Here is a 20556-nt window from a genome sequence, read left to right as displayed (position 1 = left end):
AACAGGATGGTTGAACTGATCGTAGGAAAGAAAGGCAAAGGAAAAACAAAAGTACTATTAGACAAAGTAAACGGAGCTGTTAAGGACGCCAACGGCAGTATTGTTTACTTAGACAAGAGCACCAAGCACATGTATGAGCTGAACAACAAGGTCCGCCTTATCGATGTTTCCGGATTTCCGGTTAAAAATGCGGACGAGTTTGTAGGATTTATCTGTGGTATCCTCTCTCAGGATCATGATCTGGAGCAGGTATATCTGGACAGCTTCCTTACAACAGCCAAGCTTGAAGGAAAGGATGCAACCGAAACACTGGATCAGTTAAGTGCCATCGGTGAAACCTTCAAAGTTTCCTTTATTATCAGTATGTCTCTGGATAAAGAAGAAGTTCCGGAAGCATATCAGGATAAAATTATCTGCGCATTATAATAAAATTGAATATGAACGTCCTATTTTGTACATAAAGCATAAAAGAACGTAAATTTTTAAAGGGATCTGTCCTCAGGACGGATCCCTTTTTAACTGTAGGAAACTTTGTTTATTCTTCATTTCTGTGGTATACTGAAGAGCAGAATAAACACACAGGAGCGTTTCATATGAATCATTTACTGGAAAAAATCAAACAAAAAAATTCATCCGCATTCACCCACAGCGGGAAATTTCACGCAGACGATGTTTTTTCTGCCGCTCTGCTTTTATATCTGAATCCCGAGATCACCATCACACGTGGAAACCAGGTTCCTGAAAACTATGAAGGTCTTGTTTTTGATATTGGCAGAGGACAGTATGATCATCATCAGAAAGACAGCCGTATCCGCGATAATGGCGTCCCATATGCGGCCTTCGGCCTTCTCTGGGAGAAGCTTGGACCGGAAATCCTAGGTGAGGAGCTGGCACTAAAATTCGATGAATCCTTTGTCCAGCCTCTGGATATCAATGATAATACCGGTGAAAAAAATGAACTTGCCACACTGATCGGCAATTTTAATCCGGGATGGGATTCCAAAAGCAGCAATGACGAAGCCTTTTTCCAGGCAGTCAGTGTGGCAGGTATGATCCTGGAAAATAAATTCGAGCGTTACCTTGGAAATGAACGTGCAGACAGACGGGTGGAAGAAATTCTTACAGAACATGCTGCTTCCCTGGCTTCGGGCGATACCCCGGCAGAAAATACCAATATCCTTATACTTCCGGAATTTATTCCCTGCCAAAAACGCCTTTCGGAAACTAACATTGCTTTTGTGATCTTTCCGTCCAACCGGGGCGGTTACTGTATCCAGCCACAGAAAAAAGAATATTCCATGAATTACAAATGCAGTTTTCCTTCTTCCTGGCTTGGCCTGGAAGGCGAGGAGTTATCTTTGGTAACCGGTCTTAAAAGTGCAGCCTTTTGTCATAAAGGAGGATTTCTCATGACCTGCGGAACCCTTGAGGATTCTGTTCTTGCCTGCAGGAGCAGTCTTGCCGCCTTCCATGAAGAAGCTGTGATCGTAAGCCTTGGCGGAAATAAAGAAACAGACATGCTGCTTCAAAAGCTTCCGGATCTTTCTTCTGCCAGGATCGTACATCTGCCGGTTCCTCAATTACCGGAGCTGACTCTGAACGGAATCTACGGAGAACTCTCCATGGAAAAGACAGAATGGAAAAGCTTTATAAAAGACAGGATTAAAGAAATCCTCCGCTGCAAACCGGAAGCAGTTTTTGCAGATAATGCCATGTTTTCCCTGTATCCCATCGTTCATGCTCTGCGAAAAAAACATATTCCCGTTCTTACAGCAGTAGAAAAAGACGGACAGAAGCTTCTGGTACGGATCCCATCCGGTTCTTAAAGATCTTAAACATGTAATTAATTGTATTTACAGATATATTCACATTGCGTATTTATACAGAAAGAAGGCATGTTTATGCGAGAAGAAAAATTTAAAATGGAAAGACAGGGGCTGATCCAGGTGGGAGATAAAGTGAAGATCTCCGAATTTCTCTCTGCCACGAACTACAGCTATATCATTGAGCCTGCAGTAGCCATGTCTGGCTGCTACAGAAACGCAGACCGCATCAGATCCAAAGAGGGCATCATCAAAAGCATTGAGCATACGCCACGCGGCTTTATAGTTACTGCAGAATTTGACGAATAAACATATGTCCATCAGGTAAGATCCGGCAATTAGCAATATGCCGGATTTTTCGCTGAAAAACTGGCTGATTTATTCTGGATTATATTATAGGAATCTGGTATTATAGAGAAGATATTTGTGTAATTTCTCTAATTATCAGGAAATTGCAAATTTTTAGAACAGAGGTGTAATATTATGAGCTGGTACAACGAAGCAATCTTCTACCATATTTATCCACTTGGACTTACAGGCGCTCCAAAAGAAAATGATTACGGAACTCCTGTACATCGACTGAACACACTGCTGCCGTGGATCGACCACATCAAAGAGATCGGATGTACTGCCTTATATATAGGGCCGCTTTTTGAAAGTGTCGGACATGGCTATGAGACAACCGATTACAAAAAACTGGATTCCCGTCTTGGAACCAATAAAGATCTCACCAATTTTGTAAAAGCCTGCCATGAAAAAGGCATCCGCGTGATCTTTGATGGTGTATTCAACCATACAGGCCGTGATTTCTTCGCTTTTAAGGATATCCAGAAAAACCGTGAGCATTCCCCTTACGTTAACTGGTACTGTAATGTAAATTTCGGCGGAAATACCGAATATAATGACGGTTTTTCCTATGAAAACTGGGGTGGATACAATCTTCTTGTAAAGCTGAACCAGCGCAATCCGGAAGTACAGAACTATATCTGTGATGTGATCCGTTTCTGGGTTTCCGAATTTGATATTGATGGAATCCGCCTGGATGCCGCTGATGTTCTGGATTTTGATTTCATGCGTATTCTACGTCATACCGCAGATGAGGTTAAGAAAGACTTCTGGCTTATGGGAGAGGTCATTCACGGAGATTACAGCCGCTGGGTAAACGGACAGACTCTTCACAGTGTAACTAACTATGCCCTTCACAAGGCACTTTACAGCGGACATAATGACCACAACTATTTTGAAATTGCTCATACAGTAAAATATCTTCAGAATATGGGAGATCTGGACCTCTACAATTTCGTGGACAACCATGACGTAGAGCGAATTCATACCAAATTGCAGAACAAAGCACATTTTGCTCCTGTACATGTACTTCTTTATACTTTACCTGGCGTTCCAAGCATTTATTACGGCTCAGAATTTGGTATTGACGGAAAAAAAGAAAAATTTTCCGATGCCAGCTTACGTCCGGCACTTGATCTTAACGATTATGCGGATGCTGCAACAAAGAACCCATGTACTGCACTGATCGCAGCCCTCGGAAAAGTCCGTCAGGGAACTCCTGCATTAAGCTATGGTTCCTATGCAGAGCTGGCTCTTACAAACCGCCAGTTTGCTTTTGCAAGAGATCTGGATGGCATGCGTGTGATCGTCACAGTAAATAACGATGACAGCGATGCAGAAATGAATCTTCCAACAGGAAGCGCACCGGAATACGTAGGCGCACTCACCGGCCAGAAAGTTTCCGCCCAGGGTGGACGTATCCGTGTCCGTGTTGCAGCAAACAGCGGTGAGATCTGGCTTCCGGCCGGAGATATGCCAGAATACAAGCCAGTCCAGACAGAAATCCCGGAAATGGCTGCAGCAAAAGAGGAAATCACTGCACCTGAGGAAGAAGAGAACCAGACTGCTGAAAATGGCACTGTAACAGAAGCTGCCCCGGAAAAAGAAGCTTCAAACGCTGAAAATCCAGATAAAGCTTCTGACAATACAGCAAACTCAGCGAATGTTCCGTCAACTCCTGCAGCAGAGTCCTCCAATCTGCAGGAAACGGCCGCTGCACCAAATCCGCACAAAACGCCGGAAGAAATGACAGTAGGAGAACTTCAGGCTGCTATCCTTGCAAAAATGGCAGGAAACGGACCCGTAGATGACCAGATGAAAAAGACCGTATACGACAACATCTGGCATGATTCTCTTGTAAACTGGCTGAAGAGCTTCCGATAGGAAAAGAATAATAAAGTAAGATTCCATAAAAAACAAGGCAATCCGATCATATCTTATGCGGTAAGCCTTGTTTTTTTGTGAAAACAGACATTTATTTTACATAATATATATTATGTATAGTTATGATCCTGTTTTTCTGTAATTTAGGAGAACAAAAAAACAGCAGAGATTTCCAACTTAAATAGGTCAGAAATCCCCACTGCTTTTATCATTCTGTTTATTATCTCTCATCAAAAGGTACAAAATCTGCATGATGCCCCACATACTTATAGGCAGGACGGATGATCTTATTGGCACTGATCAGCTCTTCCAGACGATGTGCACTCCAGCCAGGCATACGTGCGATGGCAAAGATCGGAGTAAAAAGTTCTTCCGGGATACCAAGCATTGAGTAAACGAAGCCACTGTAGAAGTCAACATTTGCGCAAACATTTTTGAACAGCTTTCTGTGTTCCATGACCAGTTTTCCGGCAATACCCTCAACCTTATCATAGAGCTTAAATTCATCTATCATTCCTTTTTCCTCTGCAAGAGCCTGTGCAAAACGTTTCAGGATCACTTCTCGCGGATCGGAGAGTGTATAAACTGCATGTCCCATACCATAGATCAGACCTGCATGATCAAATGCTTCTTTATTCAGTATTTTCTGCAGATATGCTGTGATCTCCTCATCACTTTCCCAGTCCTTTACATTGGCCTTCAGATCTGTAAACATGTTCTGGACCTTCAGGTTGGCACCACCATGACGCGGTCCCTTCAGTGAACCGATGGATGCAGAGGTAGAAGAGTAGCTGTCTGTTCCGGAAGATGTTACTACATGTGTGGTAAAAGTAGAGTTATTACCACCGCCGTGCTCTGCATGAAGTACAAGTGCGATATCAAGGACCTTGGCCTCAAGCTCTGTATAATTGCCGTCCGGACGAAGCATCAGAAGGATATTCTCGGCAAGTGAAAGCCCCTTCTGCGGATTGCGGATAAAAAGTGTCTCGTCTTTACGGAAATGACGGTATGCGTGATAGGAGTAAACCGCGATTTCAGGAAGCTTAGCGATCAGTTCCAGAGACTGGCGGAGTACATTCTCCACAGAAATATCTTCCGGGTTATCATCATATGTATAGAGAGCAAGTACGCAGCGCTCCATAGCATTCATAATATTGGCATTGGTTCCCTTCATGACAACGTCACGGACAAAACGTCCTCCCAGATCCTCCATGTCAGAAAGAAGCTCAAGAAATCTGGAAAGCTCTTCCTTGCTGGGAAGCTTACCGAAAATCAGAAGATAGATCGTCTCCTCAAAACCAAAACGTCTGTCCTTCAGTCCGTTTACGATATCCTGCACATCGATTCCCCGGTAATACAATGCACCGTCTGCAGGAATACGTCTGCCATTGACCAGCTTATAGCCGGTAACATCGGAAATCTCAGTAAGACCTGTGAGAACACCTTTACCTGCGGAATCACGAAGTCCTCTTTTTACATCGTATTCCACATAAAGGTTGGGATCGATGTGATGATTCTCTACCAGTTCCTTTTCAAAGAATTTCATTCTGCCTTTCAGCTGTTCGGAGTCCTCCAGACTCATCATTTCATGCTTTTTTTCCATAATTTTTTCCTCGTTTCCCCATTGTATATTAAAAAACACTGATACAGTTAAGATTGGTTACATCTTTGTAATCAGTGTTCGGGTATGGCATACATTTGTGTTTACCTGGTTAATAATTCTACAGTAAAAGTTTCGAAAATGCAAGAGGGTATTTCTTTTTTTCGTGTATAAATATTCATAATATGACCTAATTCATCTATTATTACATTTATTCATCAAAATCCGTCTGGTTTCCACAACGAATCTATGTTATGATTATTCCGTAATTTTTCTTATAATAGTAGTTTGTTTCACATCGGACTGCTGCCGCCTATCTCTTTCACTTGCTGTCGGAATCGGATTCACCACAGCAAGTGAGAGCGGGATCTGGGATATTTTCCCGTCGATCATACAGTCCGTTTTTGCGCAAAATGTAGTTGCTGTTGTATTTATCATATCCATTGTTTTAAGCTGTATCCTGCCTGAAAACATGGACATTGAAAAGATCAAGGAATAGGGATGTAAAAATGTTTAAAATTCTCATTGCGGAAGATGACCTGGAACTCCGCCAACTTTTCCGGCATGTCCTCTTAAAAAACGGTTATACAGTAAAAGGGGTCTCTGACGGACAGGAAGCGCTGGATGTCCTGGAAAAAGATTATTACGATCTGATCATTTCGGACATAATGATGCCCAACATGGATGGCTATGAACTGGTCCGCTCACTCAGAGATGCCGGAGATTCCATTCCTGTACTTATGGTCACTGCCAAAGATGCTTTTGATGATATGCGTATGGGATTTCTGTCCGGTACCGATGATTATATGGTGAAACCGGTCAATATCAATGAACTGGTTTTGCGGGTAGGTGCACTTCTCCGCAGAGCACAGATGATCAATGAGCGGAAACAGCGAATCGGAGATACCATTTTGGAGTGCGATTCCCTGACGGTCTCCACCTCCTCGGAAAGTATGGTACTTCCTCAGAAAGAATTCATGCTCTTATATAAGATGGTTTCTTTTCCGGGAAAAATCTTTACCCGGCAACAGCTTATGGATGATATCTGGGGATATGATTCCGCAAGCGATGCCCACACAGTAGATGTCCACATCGGAAGGCTTCGGGAACGCTTCCGCGATAATCCGGATTTTAAGATCGTGACGATCCGTGGAGTTGGATATAAGGTGGTAAAGGCATGAAAAAGAAACCCTTCATAAATTTAAGCATTCGTTTACGTTTTATCTTTATGATCATGTTGGAGCTTGTCTGTGTATCTCTGATATCCTGGCTTGTTATGGATGTACTGCATATTTCAGCTGTTCCGAACATCGTATGGATCATCCTGGCCAGCGTGACCGCAGGGGGTGTCCTTAACAACTTTCTCAGTATCCGGTATTTCGGTCCTGTACTAAAGCTGAAAAAAGCCATGCAACAGGTTGCTGAAGGCGATTTTTCCGTCCGACTGGAAACGGAAAAGCAAATGAAGGAAATCCGGGATATTTATTCTAATTTCAATCTGATGGTCCAGGAACTGGAAGCAACGGAGATTCTACAGACAGACTTTGTTTCCAATGTTTCCCACGAATTCAAAACTCCCATCAGTGCTATTGAGGGTTATGCAACTCTGCTGCAGGATGATGACATGCCTATATCAGAAGAGCAGGAGCAGTACATCAGCAAAATCCTCTTTAACACCAGAAGGCTTTCCCACCTGGCAGGAAATATCCTGCTGCTGTCCAAAATCGAACACCAGTCGATCCAGACCCGTCAGAACTGGTACCGTCTGGATGAGCAGATCCGACAATCCATTGTTATGATGGAACCGAAATGGTCAGAAAAAGAAATTGAATTTGATGTGGACATGATGGATGTGGAGTATCTTGGAAACGAAAATCTCATCTGTCATGTATGGGACAATCTGCTTTCCAATGCTATCAAATTCAGTCCCTGTGGTGGTACGATCTATATCCGGATGATGCCGGAAGGAGAAAAGATCCGTTTTTCCATAGAAAACGAAGGCCCCCAGATCAGTGAATACTCCATGAAACATATCTTTGACAAATTTTACCAGGGCGACAGTTCCCATAAACAGGAGGGAAACGGTCTTGGACTTGCCCTTGTAAAACAGATCCTGAACCTGTGTAAGGGAACCGTTTCCGTGGAAAATATTCCCGGAAGCGGCTGTCGTTTTACTGTTATACTGTAAAACAAATATTTTACACATATCCATAAAACCCAAAAACAGCGGACACCTTATTTTTCATGAGGTTCTTCCGTTGTTTTTTTATTTTATATAAACTTTTTCATAAACTTCAACAATTGTTGAGAAACAGTTGATGTTAAGTTGCAGATCATCTTTTAAAGTATAGGATAGTTATTTATGAAAAAATACAGGAGATATGGACTATGTTATTAAAAAAAGCACCTGCCTACCGGAAAGCAGAAAAGGAAGATTTTTCAATAATCCGGGAATTTATCCGAAGAAATTATAAAGACCGCTGGGAGTTTGAGGAAACACATACCGAAAAACGTCTGACCAGACTTTTCTTTTACACCTATATGATATACAGAGATAGCGTTACCGTGGCAACCTACCGGGATCAGGTAGTTGGGGTGCTCATTACCGGTAAAGAATCTCATGGCCATTTTGCCCCGGTTTTCCGTTTGAAAAAAGGCTATCATTTCCTGCGCCTGAAGTTTACTAAGGAAGGCCGGAAGAATCTGGAGCATTTTAACAAACTTCAGGATATGAAAAAACAATTGACTGTTTCCCCGGAGAAACCGACTCCCGGAAATATCCTCTTTCTTTATGTAAGCAAAGATTACCGCAGAAACGGAATCGGTACCGGGCTTCTCAAACAGATTTCAACAGAGAAGGATACGGATTATTCCATATATATGGACCAGCTGGATCAAAGAACCTTTATGGAAAGTCATGGTTTCGTAAAGAAAAACGAGGTTTCCCAGATGCGGGAGCTGAACAAAAAACGCTTCCGGGAAAGTGTAGCTCTTTATAAAAAAGAGCCGCATTGCGAAACACATTCATAAATTACGCAGGAGATAAATGGAAAATGAAAAAAATTGGAATCATGGCTGACAGCCACAGTGGCATTTTAAAACAAGAAGCAGAGGAACTGGATATTCATGTCCTTCCCATGCCTTTTTATCTGAATGGAGAACTGTTTCATGAAGACCTGGATTTTTCCAGAACAGGATTTTATGAGAAGCTGCGTGAAGGAGCAGATGTTTCAACTTCACAGCCTTCCCCACAGGAAGTTATGGAAATGTGGGACGAAATGCTTTTATCTTATGATCAGATCCTCTACATTCCGTTGAGCAGTAGTTTAAGCGGTTCCTGCATGACTGCTGCCGCCTTGTCTCAGGAACCCAAATACGAAAACAAAGTGTTTGTGGTAGATAACGGGCGTGTTTCCACACCCCTTCACCGTTCCATTCTGGATGCGATAGACCTGGTGGAAGATGGATATACAGCACCGCAGATCAAGGATATTCTGGAAGCATCCCGCGAAAAAACCGTGATCTATGTCGGATTAAGCACACTGGAATATCTGAAAAAGGGAGGCCGTATCAATACCACCACAGCACTGGCCGCAAATCTTCTCAATATCAAACCGGTTATGAAATTTGGAACCGGTAAACTGGATGTTTTCCAGAAATGCAGAGGCATGAAAAAATCAAGAAAAGCCATGATCGATGCTATGCACAGAGAATTGGAAACAACTTTCAAAAAAGAATATGATGCCGGAAAAGTATATCTTATGGCTGCCTCCAGCAGCACTGCGGAAGTTACCGCGGACTGGATCTCACAGATCCGGGAAAGCTTTCCGGGAATGGATGTGATGTGTGATGATCTTTCCCTTGGACTTTCCTGCCATATTGGCCCAGACGGACTGGGAATCGGATGTTCCTGCATGCCTTTATAAAAAACGTCTCAATATTTTCTGCAAATAATCCAGGGTTGTGGTATGATATTGTTATCAATACATAACAGGCAGATTTTATCTGTTATTATAGCACTTCCAACCATTCATGTTCTGCACAGCTGAACTTGATGCAGTAATTTCTGGGAGTGCTATGATCAGAAGGGAGAAATTATCATGGCAAAAACAATTAAAGAATTAACACAGGATCTTCTTCAGGCACCATCTGCATGCAAAGAAGTAAAAGAAGCGGCACAGAATTATCTGGATGCGGCAGGAACTGAGAAAGAAGCAGATGCGGCAACTGCTTACGTAAAAGAGCTGGAAGCAGATATCATGCCCATCGACGGACTGATCTCTTTTGCAGGTTCTGACATGGGTGCACAGGTATTTGGCGCAGATGACGCAAAAAAGATCCTGGCTCATGCTGAGGAGATCAAAGCTTCCGGTGCAAAATACTGTGACTGCCCAGCATGTGCAGCCTGCGAAGCACTTCTGAACAAAAAAGCAGAAATTCTGAAGTAATCACATGGCCCAGTTTGAAATTGAGATCAAGCTTCCATTAAAGAATCTTAAGGAAACCCTGAAATTTCTGACAGATCAGGGATTTCAGGAGACAGCACAGATCCAGGAAGAAGATACCTATTTTAACAGTGTCTATCATGATGTAAAAAAACGTGATGAAGCACTGCGTATCCGAACAAGCACAGACTGCAGATCCGGTATTTCTAAGACTCAGATTAATTTTAAGGGGCCCAAACTGGATAAAATCTCCATGTCCCGAATGGAACTGGAAACAGAAGTATCCGATGCAGAAGTGCTTAAAAATATTCTCATCCATTTGGATTTTTCTCCGGTAGCGTCTGTCATGAAAACGCGAAAGTATATGAAATGTGGCAGATTTACCGCCTGTCTGGATCAGGTAGAGGGACTTGGAGACTTTCTGGAGCTTGAGGTGATCGCAGAGCAGGAAAGTGAGCGGAAAGAAATTTTATCCAAAATGGAAGATCTGCTTGCCATATTGGGATATCACATGTCGGACACTGTACAGACTTCTTATCTCAGTATGCTTCCGAAAAAATTAAATAAAAATCTTTTTTAAACCAGCAGGAATATTTTCGTGTGAGTATCTAAGGTACAGAATACGGAAATGTTCCTGTTTTTTCTTTTCTTACAATTCTTCGGCGTTCCAAGTTTATCTATCATACTATAAATCCCACATCACAAAGCAACACCAAACCACATTCAATGTACATGTCATTACTATTGACCACTCGTGATTTTTGTTGCTTTATGTTTATTTTTATGTGGTTTATTGAATGTTTACAAGATTTTTTGCATTTTACATGTGGATTTATTGATATTTTTTCAAAAAAGCCCTTTACAAATCCACACAATCGGGCATATAATAAAGTCACAAACAACAAGAAAGCATATTGAAGCAATCGCAAACCCAACAATAAACCACATTTAAACACGGAGGAAATATATTATGAAAATTCTTGAATCTAAATTCGTACAGGGCTTTATCAAAATGGCAGATGATGGATATCAGCAGGGGTGGCATGAAAGAAACGGCGGAAACTTAAGCTATCGTCTGAAAGCAGAAGAAGTGGAAATGATCCGCCCACGACTGAACGCCCCCGGAGAATGGACCCCCATCGGTGTTGAGGTTCCGGGACTTGCCGGAGAGTTTTTCCTGGTAACAGGAAGCGGTAAATATTTCCGTAATATCATCGTTGACCCGGAAGTATGTCTTGCGATCATTGAGCTTGACGAAACAGGAACCAACTACCGTATCCGCTGGGGTCTTGTGGAAGGCGGTCGTCCGACCAGTGAGCTTCCAACTCATCTGATGAACCATGAAGTAAAGAAAAAACTTACCAACGGTAAACATCGTGTTATTTACCATGCACATACCACCAATACCATTGCACTTACCTTCGTTCTTCCCCTGGATGACAAGGTATTTACCCGTGAACTCTGGGAATCCGCAACTGAGTGTCCGGTAGTATTCCCGGATGGTGTAGGTGTCATCGGATGGATGGTTCCAGGTGGAAGAGAAATCGCGATCAAAACCGCTGAACTGATGAAAAAATATGATGTTGTTATCTGGGCGCATCATGGTATGTTCTGCTCAGGCGAGGATTTTGACCTGACCTTCGGACTTCTTCATACCGTTGAAAAATCCGCAGAGATCCTGGTTAAGATCTTATCCATGGCTCCACAAAAGCTGCAGACTATCACACCGAATAACTTCCGCGCCCTTGCAAAGGATTTCAAAGTAACTCTGCCGGAAGAATTCCTTTACGAGAAAAAATAAATTCTTCGGCTACACAGTTTTATATTATATAACTGTACTCCTATCTGAAACTTTATCAGAAACAACCAAATATTTGCTGATTTTTGCTGATAAATCTGGTATGATAAAAACATATCTGGTTTATCAGCCAATTAATTTCAGAAAGGATATGGATAAGGTATGGAAGAATTATATAAAGCGATCGAAGAGAAGATCAAGGCAAGCGGATACCCGCGAAAGATTTCCGGAGAGGAAGTTTACGACGACATCTGCGATCAGATTGATGGGAAAGAGAATGGAAGCTATGTGCTGCTTTCCAAATTTGATGATGATGTGATCTTTGAATATCATATCTCAATTATGGACAGTGAATTTAATCTGGGTGTTCTTACCATGCGTACTCCGGAGGGTGTATTCGAGACAGATTTTGATAAATAAGTTAAGTACGGATTTTGATTTTGGGTCATGGATATAATACAGATGTCCATAATCACTGCTTAAGGTTTTTTGAACCCTACAGGGAATTTGAGATTTTCTTGATCTGATTAAATATATAGAGGCAGTTGATTTACATAATTTATATTATGTGAACTAACTGTCTCTATATTTATATGCAATGCATGTCAAACGAATCAGTTGCTCCGCAGTCCCATTATTCATCAGTCCTCGCGAAGACGTACCGCCTTGGCCGCCTGACGCCGTCTGGCATCATCCAGAGCCGCATAATGCTTCTTAGTAGTATTGACATCCTTATGACCCAAAACATCCGCTACAAGGTAAATATCACCGGTTTCCTGGTACAGGGCAGTACCATAGGTGCTGCGAAGCTTATGCGGGGTGATCTTTTTTGTAGTTGTGATCTCCCTGGCATATTTTTTAACCAGATTCTCGATAGCCTGAACACCGATCCGGCGACGTTGGGTAGAATAGAAGAGAGCGTGCTCATGGCCTGCCAGAGGCGTAATATTCTCCCTGACTTCCAGATATTTCTTCAACGCTTTTTCTACTTCAGGACCAAAGTATACAACCATTTCATTTCCGCCTTTTCGGGTAACTTTGATTCCATTGTTTTTGAAGTCTACATCCTCAACATCCAGTCCGACACATTCCGATACTCGGATCCCGGTACCAAGAAGGAGAGTAACAATAGCAAGATCTCTGTCCTTCGTTTTTTCATGGTACATCCGTTTCTGCCCGGTCAGCGTATCTCCGCAATGCTCAATATAATCCAGCAGCATGGCAACCTCATCTGTATCCAGACGGATAATATTTTTATCATGGATCTTGGGCACATCGATCAGAACAGACGGGTTGGTGGTGATCATTTCATGTTTATAATAGTAAGCATAAAAACTTCTTAAAGCAGAAATTTTACGTTTGACGCCACGTTCACCATTTGTTTCCGTTTTGGAAGAGTCCGCGGATTTATAAACTTTGAGAAATTCTTCATATTCCTCAAGATCAACAGCTTTAATCTGATCCAGAACATCAACTGTGAAATCCGACATGGTTTTGTCTTTGAACATTGGATTTTGCTCCAGTAAAAACTGGAAAAATATACGAATGTCATATGCATAGGAAATTCTGGTCTTAGTTGTAGTCGTTGCATCAATAGCCCGGAAATAATCCCTGCAAAATGGCGGAAGCGTTTTTAAAACCTCACGGAGTTTTAAAGTATTGTCAATGTCATTTTGTTCGTGGTAAGTAATTTTGTTATCCATAAAAACTCCTTAATATATAAATTTTACATAATTTGCAGGAAATACCTGAAACACCTGTTAAAAGAAGTGGTTTTACACTCATCTATATCTATACGACAAACCCGAGTTTTTCAAATAGATGGGTGGTGCAAACGGCTACTTCCGTAGATTTTCATCAAAAATAACGGTAAACGGTCCGTCATTTTCCAAAGATACTTTCATATCTGCACCAAAAATTCCGTGTTCCACAACCGGAACCTGTTTACTGGCTTCCGAAATAATATATTCATATAATTTATTTGCTTCATCCGGTGCACCGGCTTCTATAAAGCTTGGACGGTTTCCCTTACGGCAGTTTGCATATAAGGTAAACTGTGAAACCAAAAGCAATTCCCCGTTTACATCCGCTAGGGACAAATTGGTCTTTCCATTTTCATCCTCAAAAATACGAAGTCCCAGAAGCTTTTTCAGATACCAGTCTGCATCCTCTTTGGTGTCCTCACGGCCAACGCCGATCAGAACAAGAAACCCTTTTCCAATTTTTCCGACAATTTCTCCGTCTACTTTGACTTCTGCATGATTTACACGCTGAATTACAAATTTCATAACCTGTTCTTCCTCCGTCTCCGTCTGTTTTTCTGCTTCAATCGAAAGCCTATATATTTCGCCTGAATAAATTTAACTAAAAATGTAAACATTCGTTTAATTTCATCCCAAGCCCCGGACCAGATTCTGTTTTTTTCCGCTTTTACTGTAACTTCCTGTGCTTTTGATACGGATTTTTTCACCGGCATTGGCAGGACCTTTCCGGAAACGGGGTCTACACAATCAATATCTCTATAAAACTCAGCATCTGCAGACATATCTTTTTCATCAAGACTACGTCCGATCAGCTTCCATACAGCAGCATTCAGCACAGCAAATACCGGAACTCCAACGATCATTCCCGGAACTCCAAATAAACCACCACCGACCATGATTGCAACAATAACCATAAAGCTGGACAGTCCGGTCGACTCACCCAGGATCTTTGGTCCAAGGATATTTCCGTCAAACTGCTGAAGGATCAGAATAAAGATCAGGAAATACAAGCTCTGAATGGGATCTACCAGCAAAATAAGAAGAAAACACGGAACTGCTCCCAAATATGGCCCGAAAAACGGAATAACATTTGTAACACCGACGATCACACTGACCAGAATCGCATATGGGGTTCCGATGATCGATGTTCCAACATAACACAATACACCGATAATTGCGGAATCCAGGATCTTTCCGCTGATAAATCCACCAAAGGTTTTATGCGTAAAACGCATGGAATGAACAAGAAAGGTTGCCCATTTGGTTGGAAGAACTGCATAAACAGCCATTTTTGCCTTGGCAACAAATCCCTCTTTATCCGCCAGTATATAAAGAGATACGATCGCTCCAATAAGGAAATTCTTCAGAAAAACAAGAAGATCCAGAAAGCTCGCGGATATATTTTTCATCATAAATTGCATCTGGGGAAGGATCGTATTTGTCAGATACTCCTGTAATCTGCTGGAATACTGGTTGATCTGGCTGATCATATCCGGATTCAGTTTCCATCCCTTTTCCACGACGGAGTTTAACCAGTTTTCCACTACACTTACGTAATGAGGAAAACTGTAAATAATATTCATGATGCTTCGAATCAATTGAGGAAGGATCATCATGACAAGGGCATAAATGACCAGAAACATAAGAAATACAGAAAGGATCACACAGATCCAGCGTACTACTTTCCTCCCCTTTTTCTGAAGTGTTTTATTCCTTTTTTCAAAAATCGGAAAAATGATCTTCCGCTCCAGAAAATTAACAATGGGAGTTAGCAGATATGCTATGGCAGCTCCGTAAATGATCGGCGCCATAATACCGAAAAATGTTTTAATTCCGGTGATCAGAGATTTCATATGGAAAATCCCGTAATAAAATAAAATACTGGCAGCAATAACCAGAAATGCAGTCACACCTAACTGCACATAGCGATGGTTCCAACGAATTTTCATAGTAATTTCCTCCACCAGGTGATTATAACATAGCATCTCTGGTTTGTGTCTAAAAAAAACATAAACATTATTTTCCAATAACCTGCAAAGATAAATTCCGACTTCAGGGTATCGCGCTGATACAGAAAACACCCCGCCATAAAATGGCAGGGTGCCTAAAAATCTGATGTTTATTTTTTCAGGCTGTCATAAATGTGAATGGCTTCGATAATTGCCTTCGCAGTTCCATCAATGCCAAGCTTGCTGCTATCCAGACAAAGATTATAGCTGTCCGCAGATCCCCATTTCTTGTTGGTATAATAATTATAGTAGCTGGAACGGCTTTTGTCTGTTTTGTTGATCATGTCCTTGGCCTCTTTGGCATTTTTATTGTATTTCTGAGCAATACGGTTGATACGCCAGTCAAGGTTTGCATGAACAAATACACTGAAACAATCCGGATTATCTGCAAGTGCATAATCCGCACATCTGCCGACCATTACACAGGGACCTTCTGAAGCCAGCTTCTTGATTGCCTCAAACTGTGCAAGAAAAATCTTATGGTTCATAGGCATGTCTGTAAATCCGGCTGAGGAATACCCAAATGAATAAGTATCCATTACAAGAGAATAAAGAAAACTGTTTGTTGGCTTCTCATCATGATGCTCAAACAGCTCCTTGCAGATCCCACTGTCATTGGCTGCGTGCTCCAGCAGCTCTTTATCATAGCATTTGATTCCAAAATATTTAGCAACTTCCTGGCCGATCTGTCTTCCGGCGCTGCCATATTTACGACCGATAGTAATAATAGAACTTGTTGTATTGTTACTCATAACAGCCACATCCTTTCTGCTCAGATTCAGCGAATTTGCAAATATTAACTCCGCTTCCTCTTTAATATAGTTATTATACACTATATTCCACAAGTTTTCCAGCTATTTTCGCAATTTTGTCAGCAATTTAACAAAATATTCCGGAAGTGGGGCTGTAAATTCCATATATTCCCCGGTACGTGGATGAACAAATCCAAGGATCATTGCATGAAGTGCCTGTCCCTCCAGATGATAGGGATTTCTGGATGAACCATACACCGTGTCCCCAAGAAGCGGATGTCCGATACTGGCCATGTGCACACGAATCTGGTGGGTACGTCCTGTTTCAAGACGACATTCCACATACGTGGCCTCGCCAAAACGTTCCAGCACTTTGTAATGTGTTATTGCATCTTTACCATTTTTATGATTGATGGCCATTTTTTTACGATCTGTCGGATGCCGTCCAATAGGTCCCTCTATGGTTCCCTCATCCTCTTTCAGATTTCCCTGCACAACTGCCCGGTAGCGTCTGCGGATACTGTGACATTTCAGCTGTTCTGCCAGATCCCGGTGAGCAATATCATTTTTGCATACCAATAGTGCCCCGGTGGTATCCTTATCAATTCTGTGGACAATTCCAGGCCGCATCACTCCGTTAATACCGGAAAGGCTGTCACCACAATGTGCCATAACTGCATTGACCAGTGTTCCCTGATAATGCCCAGCTGCAGGATGTACAACCATCCCTTTGGGCTTATTAACGATCAGTACATCTTCATCCTCGTAAAGAATATCCAACGGAATATCCTCCGGAACGATATCCGGCTCACTGGAATCCGGGATCTCCAGATGGATCCTGTCATTTTCACGAACCTTATAATTAGATTTGGCAGCCTTCTCTCCCACGGTAATCTGTCCTTCTTTCAGAAGTTTCTGAAGGAAAGACCTGGAAAGACCGCTGTCTTTCTCAGCAAGATAGCGGTCGATTCGTATACCTGATTCTTCTTTTTCTACTATATAATCATATATTTCCATTTATATCTCCTACAAAAACAGACAAATGCATGATATATCTCTCTGCCCGGATCACTGTTTGATATTCAGAAACGCAAAATCATCATCTCTGTATTTCGTGCATACAAACAGGATCAGAAAAATTCCACTTACAACCACATAAACATCCGCAAGATTAAATACCGGAAAATCGATCAGGGAGAAATAGATAAAATCGATCACATATCCTCTGAAAAAACGATCAATAAAATTTCCCAGTGCACCAGCTGCAAGTACTGTAGCAATGGTGAGCAACGGCAGATAAAACCGCTCTTTCGGAATACGGATCCATGCATAGAGGATCACTCCCAGAAACAGTACACTCACAATGGCAAAAAAGAGTACACTTCCCTGAAACATTCCAAACGCAATTCCCCTGTTTTCCGGATAGAGATAATGAAGTTCAAGTACGCCAGGAATCAGCGAAACCGATGGTTGTCCTTTCAGATACAGATATGACAGCCATTTTGCTCCCTGATCCGCAGCCACGAGTAAGATCAGCAAAAAAATGTCCCCCGACATACACTTACTAAAAGACATTTTCTGATGATGGTTAACACGACTGATCATAGAGTTATCTCCTGAATACAGGAAAGCATTTCTTCATCGGTAACTGTTTTGTCGATAAAGCTTTTTCCGATACCATCCATCAGGATAAACCTGATATGTCCCTGTTCCATTTTTTTGTCTTTCTTTGTTGCGGAAAGAACTTCTTCCGGGATAAGACCATCTACATGCACCGGAAGATCGTAATCCGAACATCCCTGGCAGATTTCCTGATATTCTTCTTTGGTCAGAAGTCCTCGTTTCATGGAAAGATATGCCGCTGCCACCAGTCCGACTCCCACACACTGTCCGTGGAGCAGGGTGAAATTCTTAAGTTTTTCTACTGCATGCCCCACAGTATGTCCCAGGTTAAGAAGCGCACGCTCTCCCTGTTCCTTAGGATCACGTTCCACAACGCCTGCTTTGATCTCACAGCATCTGCGTACCATTCTGGCAATCTGTTCCATATCCAGCTTTTTGATCCCTTTCTGCTCACAGCATACATAGCGAAAAAAATCTCCATCACAGATCAATCCTGTTTTTAAGATCTCACCCATTCCGCAGGCAAACTGTTCTGCCGGAAGCGAAGAAAGAGTGCTTAGATTCATATATACAAGACGTGGCTGGTGAAAAGCTCCTACCATGTTTTTGTACTGCTGAAAATCTACGCCGGTTTTTCCGCCAACGCTGCTGTCTACCTGTGCAAGCAGTGTTGTCGGTACCTGAATGAAGTCAATCCCCCTGAGATAAGTTGCCGCGCCAAATCCGGTAAGGTCGCCTACCACACCACCGCCTAATGCAACAAGCAGACTTTTTCGGTCAAGACCATTTTGGATCAGGGCCTGATACAATGCCGAAACGGTATTAAGGTTTTTGTTTTTTTCTCCTGCCTCAAAGGTGAACACAGAAATATCGGAACTTACCTCACTTAAAACCTGTTTTACAGATTCTTCATACAGTGGTCCCACATTAGAATCTGTTACAATGCAGATTTTTCTGTCAACAAGTCCTTCTTCCTTCATAACCTGCGCCAGATTAGAAAAATCTTCTTCAAAACAGATGGGATAATGAAAATCACCTTCTCGTTTTACAAGTAATTTTGATGCTGTCATTGCGTTTTCCTCCTAGCTGTTCAGATATAAAGCAGAATCCGTACCCCAAGACGTCCTTTTTTTGTCTGACGGGATACTCCATCATAAATAAAACGTCCCTTTTTCCGAACGGATATGATGTCTCCCTCTTTGGGCTCATAACCATTGGATGTGATCAGTTTTCCATTTACAAAAACAAGCCCCTCTTCAATACAATGCACAATACTGCTTCTGGAAGTCCCAAAAGCCAGTGCGATCAGAGAATCCAGGCGTACGGACGCACAGGTTCCACTAACTGGTTTCAGTTCCGGCCTCGGAAGATCACCCGGATCTTCTATCTTCGACGCCACAACTGTGGTATGTCTTACACGACACAGATTCTCCAGAAAAAAATCTGTCATCTGACGCAGACAGAAAAAGCTCGCAGTATGATCTTCTATAAGAATATCCCCAACAACACTCCTGTCAACCCCAAGATTCAGGATCGCTCCCAAATAATCCCGATGTGTCAGATCTTCTGAAAATTTCACTGCTTTTGGCTCAAGCCGGATACAATCAATGGGATAATCCCATGTAAAAGCAAGAGCATCAGGGTGAAAGGCTACCATCTGACGCTCTGCATTCTCATATCCGCCAAAACCTTCCGCTGTAACACCCAGCTTATGAAAATTCTGACTGTTTAAAATATTCCGTTCATTTAAATTAAGAAAATCCGTAAATGTGGTAATATCTCTCTGATAGGCCAGATTTGCCAGTTCACGGATTCTCTTAACAAAAAGTTCTTCTTTATCCATGAGGTTAATAACCCACTCTAACAGACGGCACAGAACCGCCAAGGATATTCTGAAGATCACCTGTAATATCTACATTATATGGTCCAAGTACAAAAATATAGCTGGATACCTGCTGAAGGCTTCCTCCAAGTGAATAACATGCACCGGAAGTAAAATCGATGATCCTCTGTGCAAGCTCCACATCGATTCCTTCAAGATTCAGGATCACGGTAGAATTATCAACCAGTGTATCCGCAATTTCTCTTGCTTCCTCCATGGTTGTAGGCTTGATCACACAAACTTCCATATTTGCAGCCTGGGAAGAACGCTTGCTTGTACGCATTGGGGTAATCTTGGAAGAAGGTGCCGGTCTGGAAATACGTTCCTGCCTTGCCGGGGCCTTGGCTGCAGCTGTCTTTGCAGATGACTTGGCAACAGGTGCCTTAACCGTTTCATCTTCCGGCTCATCATCCAGAAAATCCTCTTCCTCGTCATTTTTTTTCTTGGAAAATTTCTCAAAAAATTTCTTCTTTGGTTTCTCTTCCATATCATCATCTTCATCGAGGAAATCGTCATCATAATCGTCCTCATCCTCAAGAAGGCTATCATCTAACAATTCGTCATCGTCATAATCGTCGTTCAGTTTGATGGCATCTAAAAACTTGTCTAAAACGCCCATTTTAAATCTCCAA

The 20556-nt window shown here is 42.1% G+C and carries 22 protein-coding genes and 1 pseudogene; 13 read left to right on the top strand and 10 right to left on the bottom strand.

Translation table 11 applies throughout. The features are described 5' to 3' along the window. Positions 1-6: 6 nt before the first annotated feature. From BLP57_RS05735 to BLP57_RS05720, 4 genes are all read left to right on the top strand, one after another. Positions 7-426, top strand: coding sequence for a hypothetical protein (locus BLP57_RS05735; protein WP_021652042.1), 420 nt, complete (start codon positions 7-9; stop codon positions 424-426). 167 nt (positions 427-593) lie between these two features. Beyond that, complete coding sequence (locus tag BLP57_RS05730; RefSeq protein ID WP_021652043.1) at positions 594-1826, top strand: MYG1 family protein; 1233 nt, start codon at positions 594-596, stop codon at positions 1824-1826. 75 nt (positions 1827-1901) lie between these two features. Next, positions 1902-2132: a hypothetical protein gene (locus BLP57_RS05725; protein ID WP_015525138.1), complete on the top strand. Its 231-nt coding sequence runs from the start codon at positions 1902-1904 to the stop codon at positions 2130-2132. Between the two features lie 174 nt (positions 2133-2306). After that, positions 2307-4052, top strand: a complete 1746-nt coding sequence (locus tag BLP57_RS05720) for an alpha-amylase family glycosyl hydrolase (RefSeq protein ID WP_021652045.1) — start codon at positions 2307-2309, stop codon at positions 4050-4052. Between the two features lie 220 nt (positions 4053-4272). Here BLP57_RS05720 and BLP57_RS05715 read toward each other — a convergent pair whose 3' ends face one another. Continuing rightward, complete coding sequence (locus tag BLP57_RS05715) at positions 4273-5655, bottom strand: citrate/2-methylcitrate synthase (protein ID WP_022427281.1); 1383 nt, start codon at positions 5653-5655, stop codon at positions 4273-4275. Positions 5656-5965: 310 nt separating this feature from the next. On the opposite strand from BLP57_RS05715, the pseudogene BLP57_RS18655 reads away from it, so the two are divergent. From BLP57_RS18655 to BLP57_RS05670, 9 genes and pseudogenes are all read left to right on the top strand, one after another. Next, positions 5966-6151, top strand: a pseudogene (locus BLP57_RS18655) (purine permease); the annotation flags it as partial. Between the two features lie 10 nt (positions 6152-6161). Then, positions 6162-6833, top strand: coding sequence for a response regulator transcription factor (locus BLP57_RS05705; protein WP_021652048.1), 672 nt, complete (start codon positions 6162-6164; stop codon positions 6831-6833). Further along, a complete protein-coding gene (locus BLP57_RS05700) occupies positions 6830-7840 on the top strand; it encodes a HAMP domain-containing sensor histidine kinase (protein WP_021652049.1) in 1011 nt (336 codons plus the stop codon). Before BLP57_RS05705 ends, BLP57_RS05700 begins: the two co-directional genes overlap by 4 nt. A gap of 200 nt (positions 7841-8040) precedes the next feature. Then, positions 8041-8682, top strand: a complete 642-nt coding sequence (locus BLP57_RS05695) for a GNAT family N-acetyltransferase (protein ID WP_021652050.1) — start codon at positions 8041-8043, stop codon at positions 8680-8682. A 23-nt stretch (positions 8683-8705) separates the two neighbouring features. Beyond that, positions 8706-9578: a DegV family protein gene (locus BLP57_RS05690; protein WP_092070011.1), complete on the top strand. Its 873-nt coding sequence runs from the start codon at positions 8706-8708 to the stop codon at positions 9576-9578. A 174-nt stretch (positions 9579-9752) separates the two neighbouring features. Further along, positions 9753-10100, top strand: a complete 348-nt coding sequence (locus BLP57_RS05685; protein ID WP_015525145.1) for a hypothetical protein — start codon at positions 9753-9755, stop codon at positions 10098-10100. Positions 10101-10104: 4 nt separating this feature from the next. Continuing rightward, positions 10105-10677 (top strand): class IV adenylate cyclase, encoded by a 573-nt coding sequence (gene cyaB, locus BLP57_RS05680; protein WP_021652052.1) that lies wholly within the window; start codon positions 10105-10107, stop codon positions 10675-10677. A gap of 390 nt (positions 10678-11067) precedes the next feature. Further along, entirely contained in the window at positions 11068-11898 is an 831-nt protein-coding gene (rhaD, locus tag BLP57_RS05675; RefSeq protein ID WP_092070008.1) for a rhamnulose-1-phosphate aldolase, read from the top strand. Between the two features lie 159 nt (positions 11899-12057). Further along, complete coding sequence (locus BLP57_RS05670) at positions 12058-12315, top strand: hypothetical protein (RefSeq protein ID WP_092070005.1); 258 nt, start codon at positions 12058-12060, stop codon at positions 12313-12315. Between the two features lie 221 nt (positions 12316-12536). On the opposite strand, the gene BLP57_RS05665 is transcribed toward BLP57_RS05670, so the two are convergent. The 9 genes from BLP57_RS05665 to BLP57_RS05625 all read right to left on the bottom strand — a co-directional run bounded on the left by BLP57_RS05665 (position 12537) and on the right by BLP57_RS05625 (position 20543). Beyond that, positions 12537-13598, bottom strand: a complete 1062-nt coding sequence (locus BLP57_RS05665) for a tyrosine-type recombinase/integrase (protein ID WP_092070002.1) — start codon at positions 13596-13598, stop codon at positions 12537-12539. 135 nt (positions 13599-13733) lie between these two features. Next, complete coding sequence (gene dtd, locus BLP57_RS05660; protein WP_092069999.1) at positions 13734-14183, bottom strand: D-aminoacyl-tRNA deacylase; 450 nt, start codon at positions 14181-14183, stop codon at positions 13734-13736. Beyond that, the gene (locus BLP57_RS05655) at positions 14180-15607 is read right to left on the bottom strand and encodes an AI-2E family transporter (protein ID WP_092069996.1); all 1428 of its coding nucleotides are present in this window, start codon (positions 15605-15607) and stop codon (positions 14180-14182) included. The genes dtd and BLP57_RS05655 overlap by 4 nt, the downstream gene beginning before the upstream one ends. Positions 15608-15777: 170 nt before the next feature. Beyond that, entirely contained in the window at positions 15778-16419 is a 642-nt protein-coding gene (locus BLP57_RS05650; RefSeq protein WP_022427272.1) for a cytidylate kinase-like family protein, read from the bottom strand. Between the two features lie 102 nt (positions 16420-16521). After that, positions 16522-17436, bottom strand: a complete 915-nt coding sequence (locus tag BLP57_RS05645) for an RluA family pseudouridine synthase (RefSeq protein ID WP_092069993.1) — start codon at positions 17434-17436, stop codon at positions 16522-16524. A gap of 51 nt (positions 17437-17487) precedes the next feature. Then, positions 17488-17958, bottom strand: a complete 471-nt coding sequence (gene lspA / locus BLP57_RS05640; protein WP_242872557.1) for a signal peptidase II — start codon at positions 17956-17958, stop codon at positions 17488-17490. Positions 17959-18020: 62 nt separating this feature from the next. Then, a complete protein-coding gene (aroB, locus tag BLP57_RS05635; RefSeq protein ID WP_092069990.1) occupies positions 18021-19112 on the bottom strand; it encodes a 3-dehydroquinate synthase in 1092 nt (363 codons plus the stop codon). A 20-nt stretch (positions 19113-19132) separates the two neighbouring features. Beyond that, on the bottom strand, positions 19133-19885 hold the full coding sequence (locus tag BLP57_RS05630) for a YlmH family RNA-binding protein (RefSeq protein ID WP_021652062.1): 753 nt from the start codon (positions 19883-19885) through the stop codon (positions 19133-19135). Positions 19886-19889: 4 nt separating this feature from the next. Continuing rightward, positions 19890-20543, bottom strand: a complete 654-nt coding sequence (locus BLP57_RS05625; RefSeq protein ID WP_015525160.1) for a cell division protein SepF — start codon at positions 20541-20543, stop codon at positions 19890-19892. Positions 20544-20556: the final 13 nt, after the last annotated feature.

This window comes from Blautia sp. SF-50 (assembly GCF_900101315.1).
Lineage (GTDB): Bacteria > Bacillota > Clostridia > Lachnospirales > Lachnospiraceae > Blautia_A > Blautia_A fusiformis.
This window is presented reverse-complemented; position numbering and strand designations above follow the sequence as displayed.

Coding starts and splice junctions, on each gene's coding strand:
- BLP57_RS05735 (WP_021652042.1), top strand. CDS start 7: ATGGTTGAACTGATCGTAGGAAAGAAAGGCAAAGGAAAAACAAAAGTA.
- BLP57_RS05730 (WP_021652043.1), top strand. CDS start 594: ATGAATCATTTACTGGAAAAAATCAAACAAAAAAATTCATCCGCATTC.
- BLP57_RS05725 (WP_015525138.1), top strand. CDS start 1,902: ATGCGAGAAGAAAAATTTAAAATGGAAAGACAGGGGCTGATCCAGGTG.
- BLP57_RS05720 (WP_021652045.1), top strand. CDS start 2,307: ATGAGCTGGTACAACGAAGCAATCTTCTACCATATTTATCCACTTGGA.
- BLP57_RS05715 (WP_022427281.1), bottom strand. CDS start 5,655: ATGGAAAAAAAGCATGAAATGATGAGTCTGGAGGACTCCGAACAGCTG.
- BLP57_RS05705 (WP_021652048.1), top strand. CDS start 6,162: ATGTTTAAAATTCTCATTGCGGAAGATGACCTGGAACTCCGCCAACTT.
- BLP57_RS05700 (WP_021652049.1), top strand. CDS start 6,830: ATGAAAAAGAAACCCTTCATAAATTTAAGCATTCGTTTACGTTTTATC.
- BLP57_RS05695 (WP_021652050.1), top strand. CDS start 8,041: ATGTTATTAAAAAAAGCACCTGCCTACCGGAAAGCAGAAAAGGAAGAT.
- BLP57_RS05690 (WP_092070011.1), top strand. CDS start 8,706: ATGAAAAAAATTGGAATCATGGCTGACAGCCACAGTGGCATTTTAAAA.
- BLP57_RS05685 (WP_015525145.1), top strand. CDS start 9,753: ATGGCAAAAACAATTAAAGAATTAACACAGGATCTTCTTCAGGCACCA.
- cyaB (WP_021652052.1), top strand. CDS start 10,105: ATGGCCCAGTTTGAAATTGAGATCAAGCTTCCATTAAAGAATCTTAAG.
- rhaD (WP_092070008.1), top strand. CDS start 11,068: ATGAAAATTCTTGAATCTAAATTCGTACAGGGCTTTATCAAAATGGCA.
- BLP57_RS05670 (WP_092070005.1), top strand. CDS start 12,058: ATGGAAGAATTATATAAAGCGATCGAAGAGAAGATCAAGGCAAGCGGA.
- BLP57_RS05665 (WP_092070002.1), bottom strand. CDS start 13,598: ATGGATAACAAAATTACTTACCACGAACAAAATGACATTGACAATACT.
- dtd (WP_092069999.1), bottom strand. CDS start 14,183: ATGAAATTTGTAATTCAGCGTGTAAATCATGCAGAAGTCAAAGTAGAC.
- BLP57_RS05655 (WP_092069996.1), bottom strand. CDS start 15,607: ATGAAAATTCGTTGGAACCATCGCTATGTGCAGTTAGGTGTGACTGCA.
- BLP57_RS05650 (WP_022427272.1), bottom strand. CDS start 16,419: ATGAGTAACAATACAACAAGTTCTATTATTACTATCGGTCGTAAATAT.
- BLP57_RS05645 (WP_092069993.1), bottom strand. CDS start 17,436: ATGGAAATATATGATTATATAGTAGAAAAAGAAGAATCAGGTATACGA.
- aroB (WP_092069990.1), bottom strand. CDS start 19,112: ATGACAGCATCAAAATTACTTGTAAAACGAGAAGGTGATTTTCATTAT.
- BLP57_RS05630 (WP_021652062.1), bottom strand. CDS start 19,885: ATGGATAAAGAAGAACTTTTTGTTAAGAGAATCCGTGAACTGGCAAAT.
- BLP57_RS05625 (WP_015525160.1), bottom strand. CDS start 20,543: ATGGGCGTTTTAGACAAGTTTTTAGATGCCATCAAACTGAACGACGAT.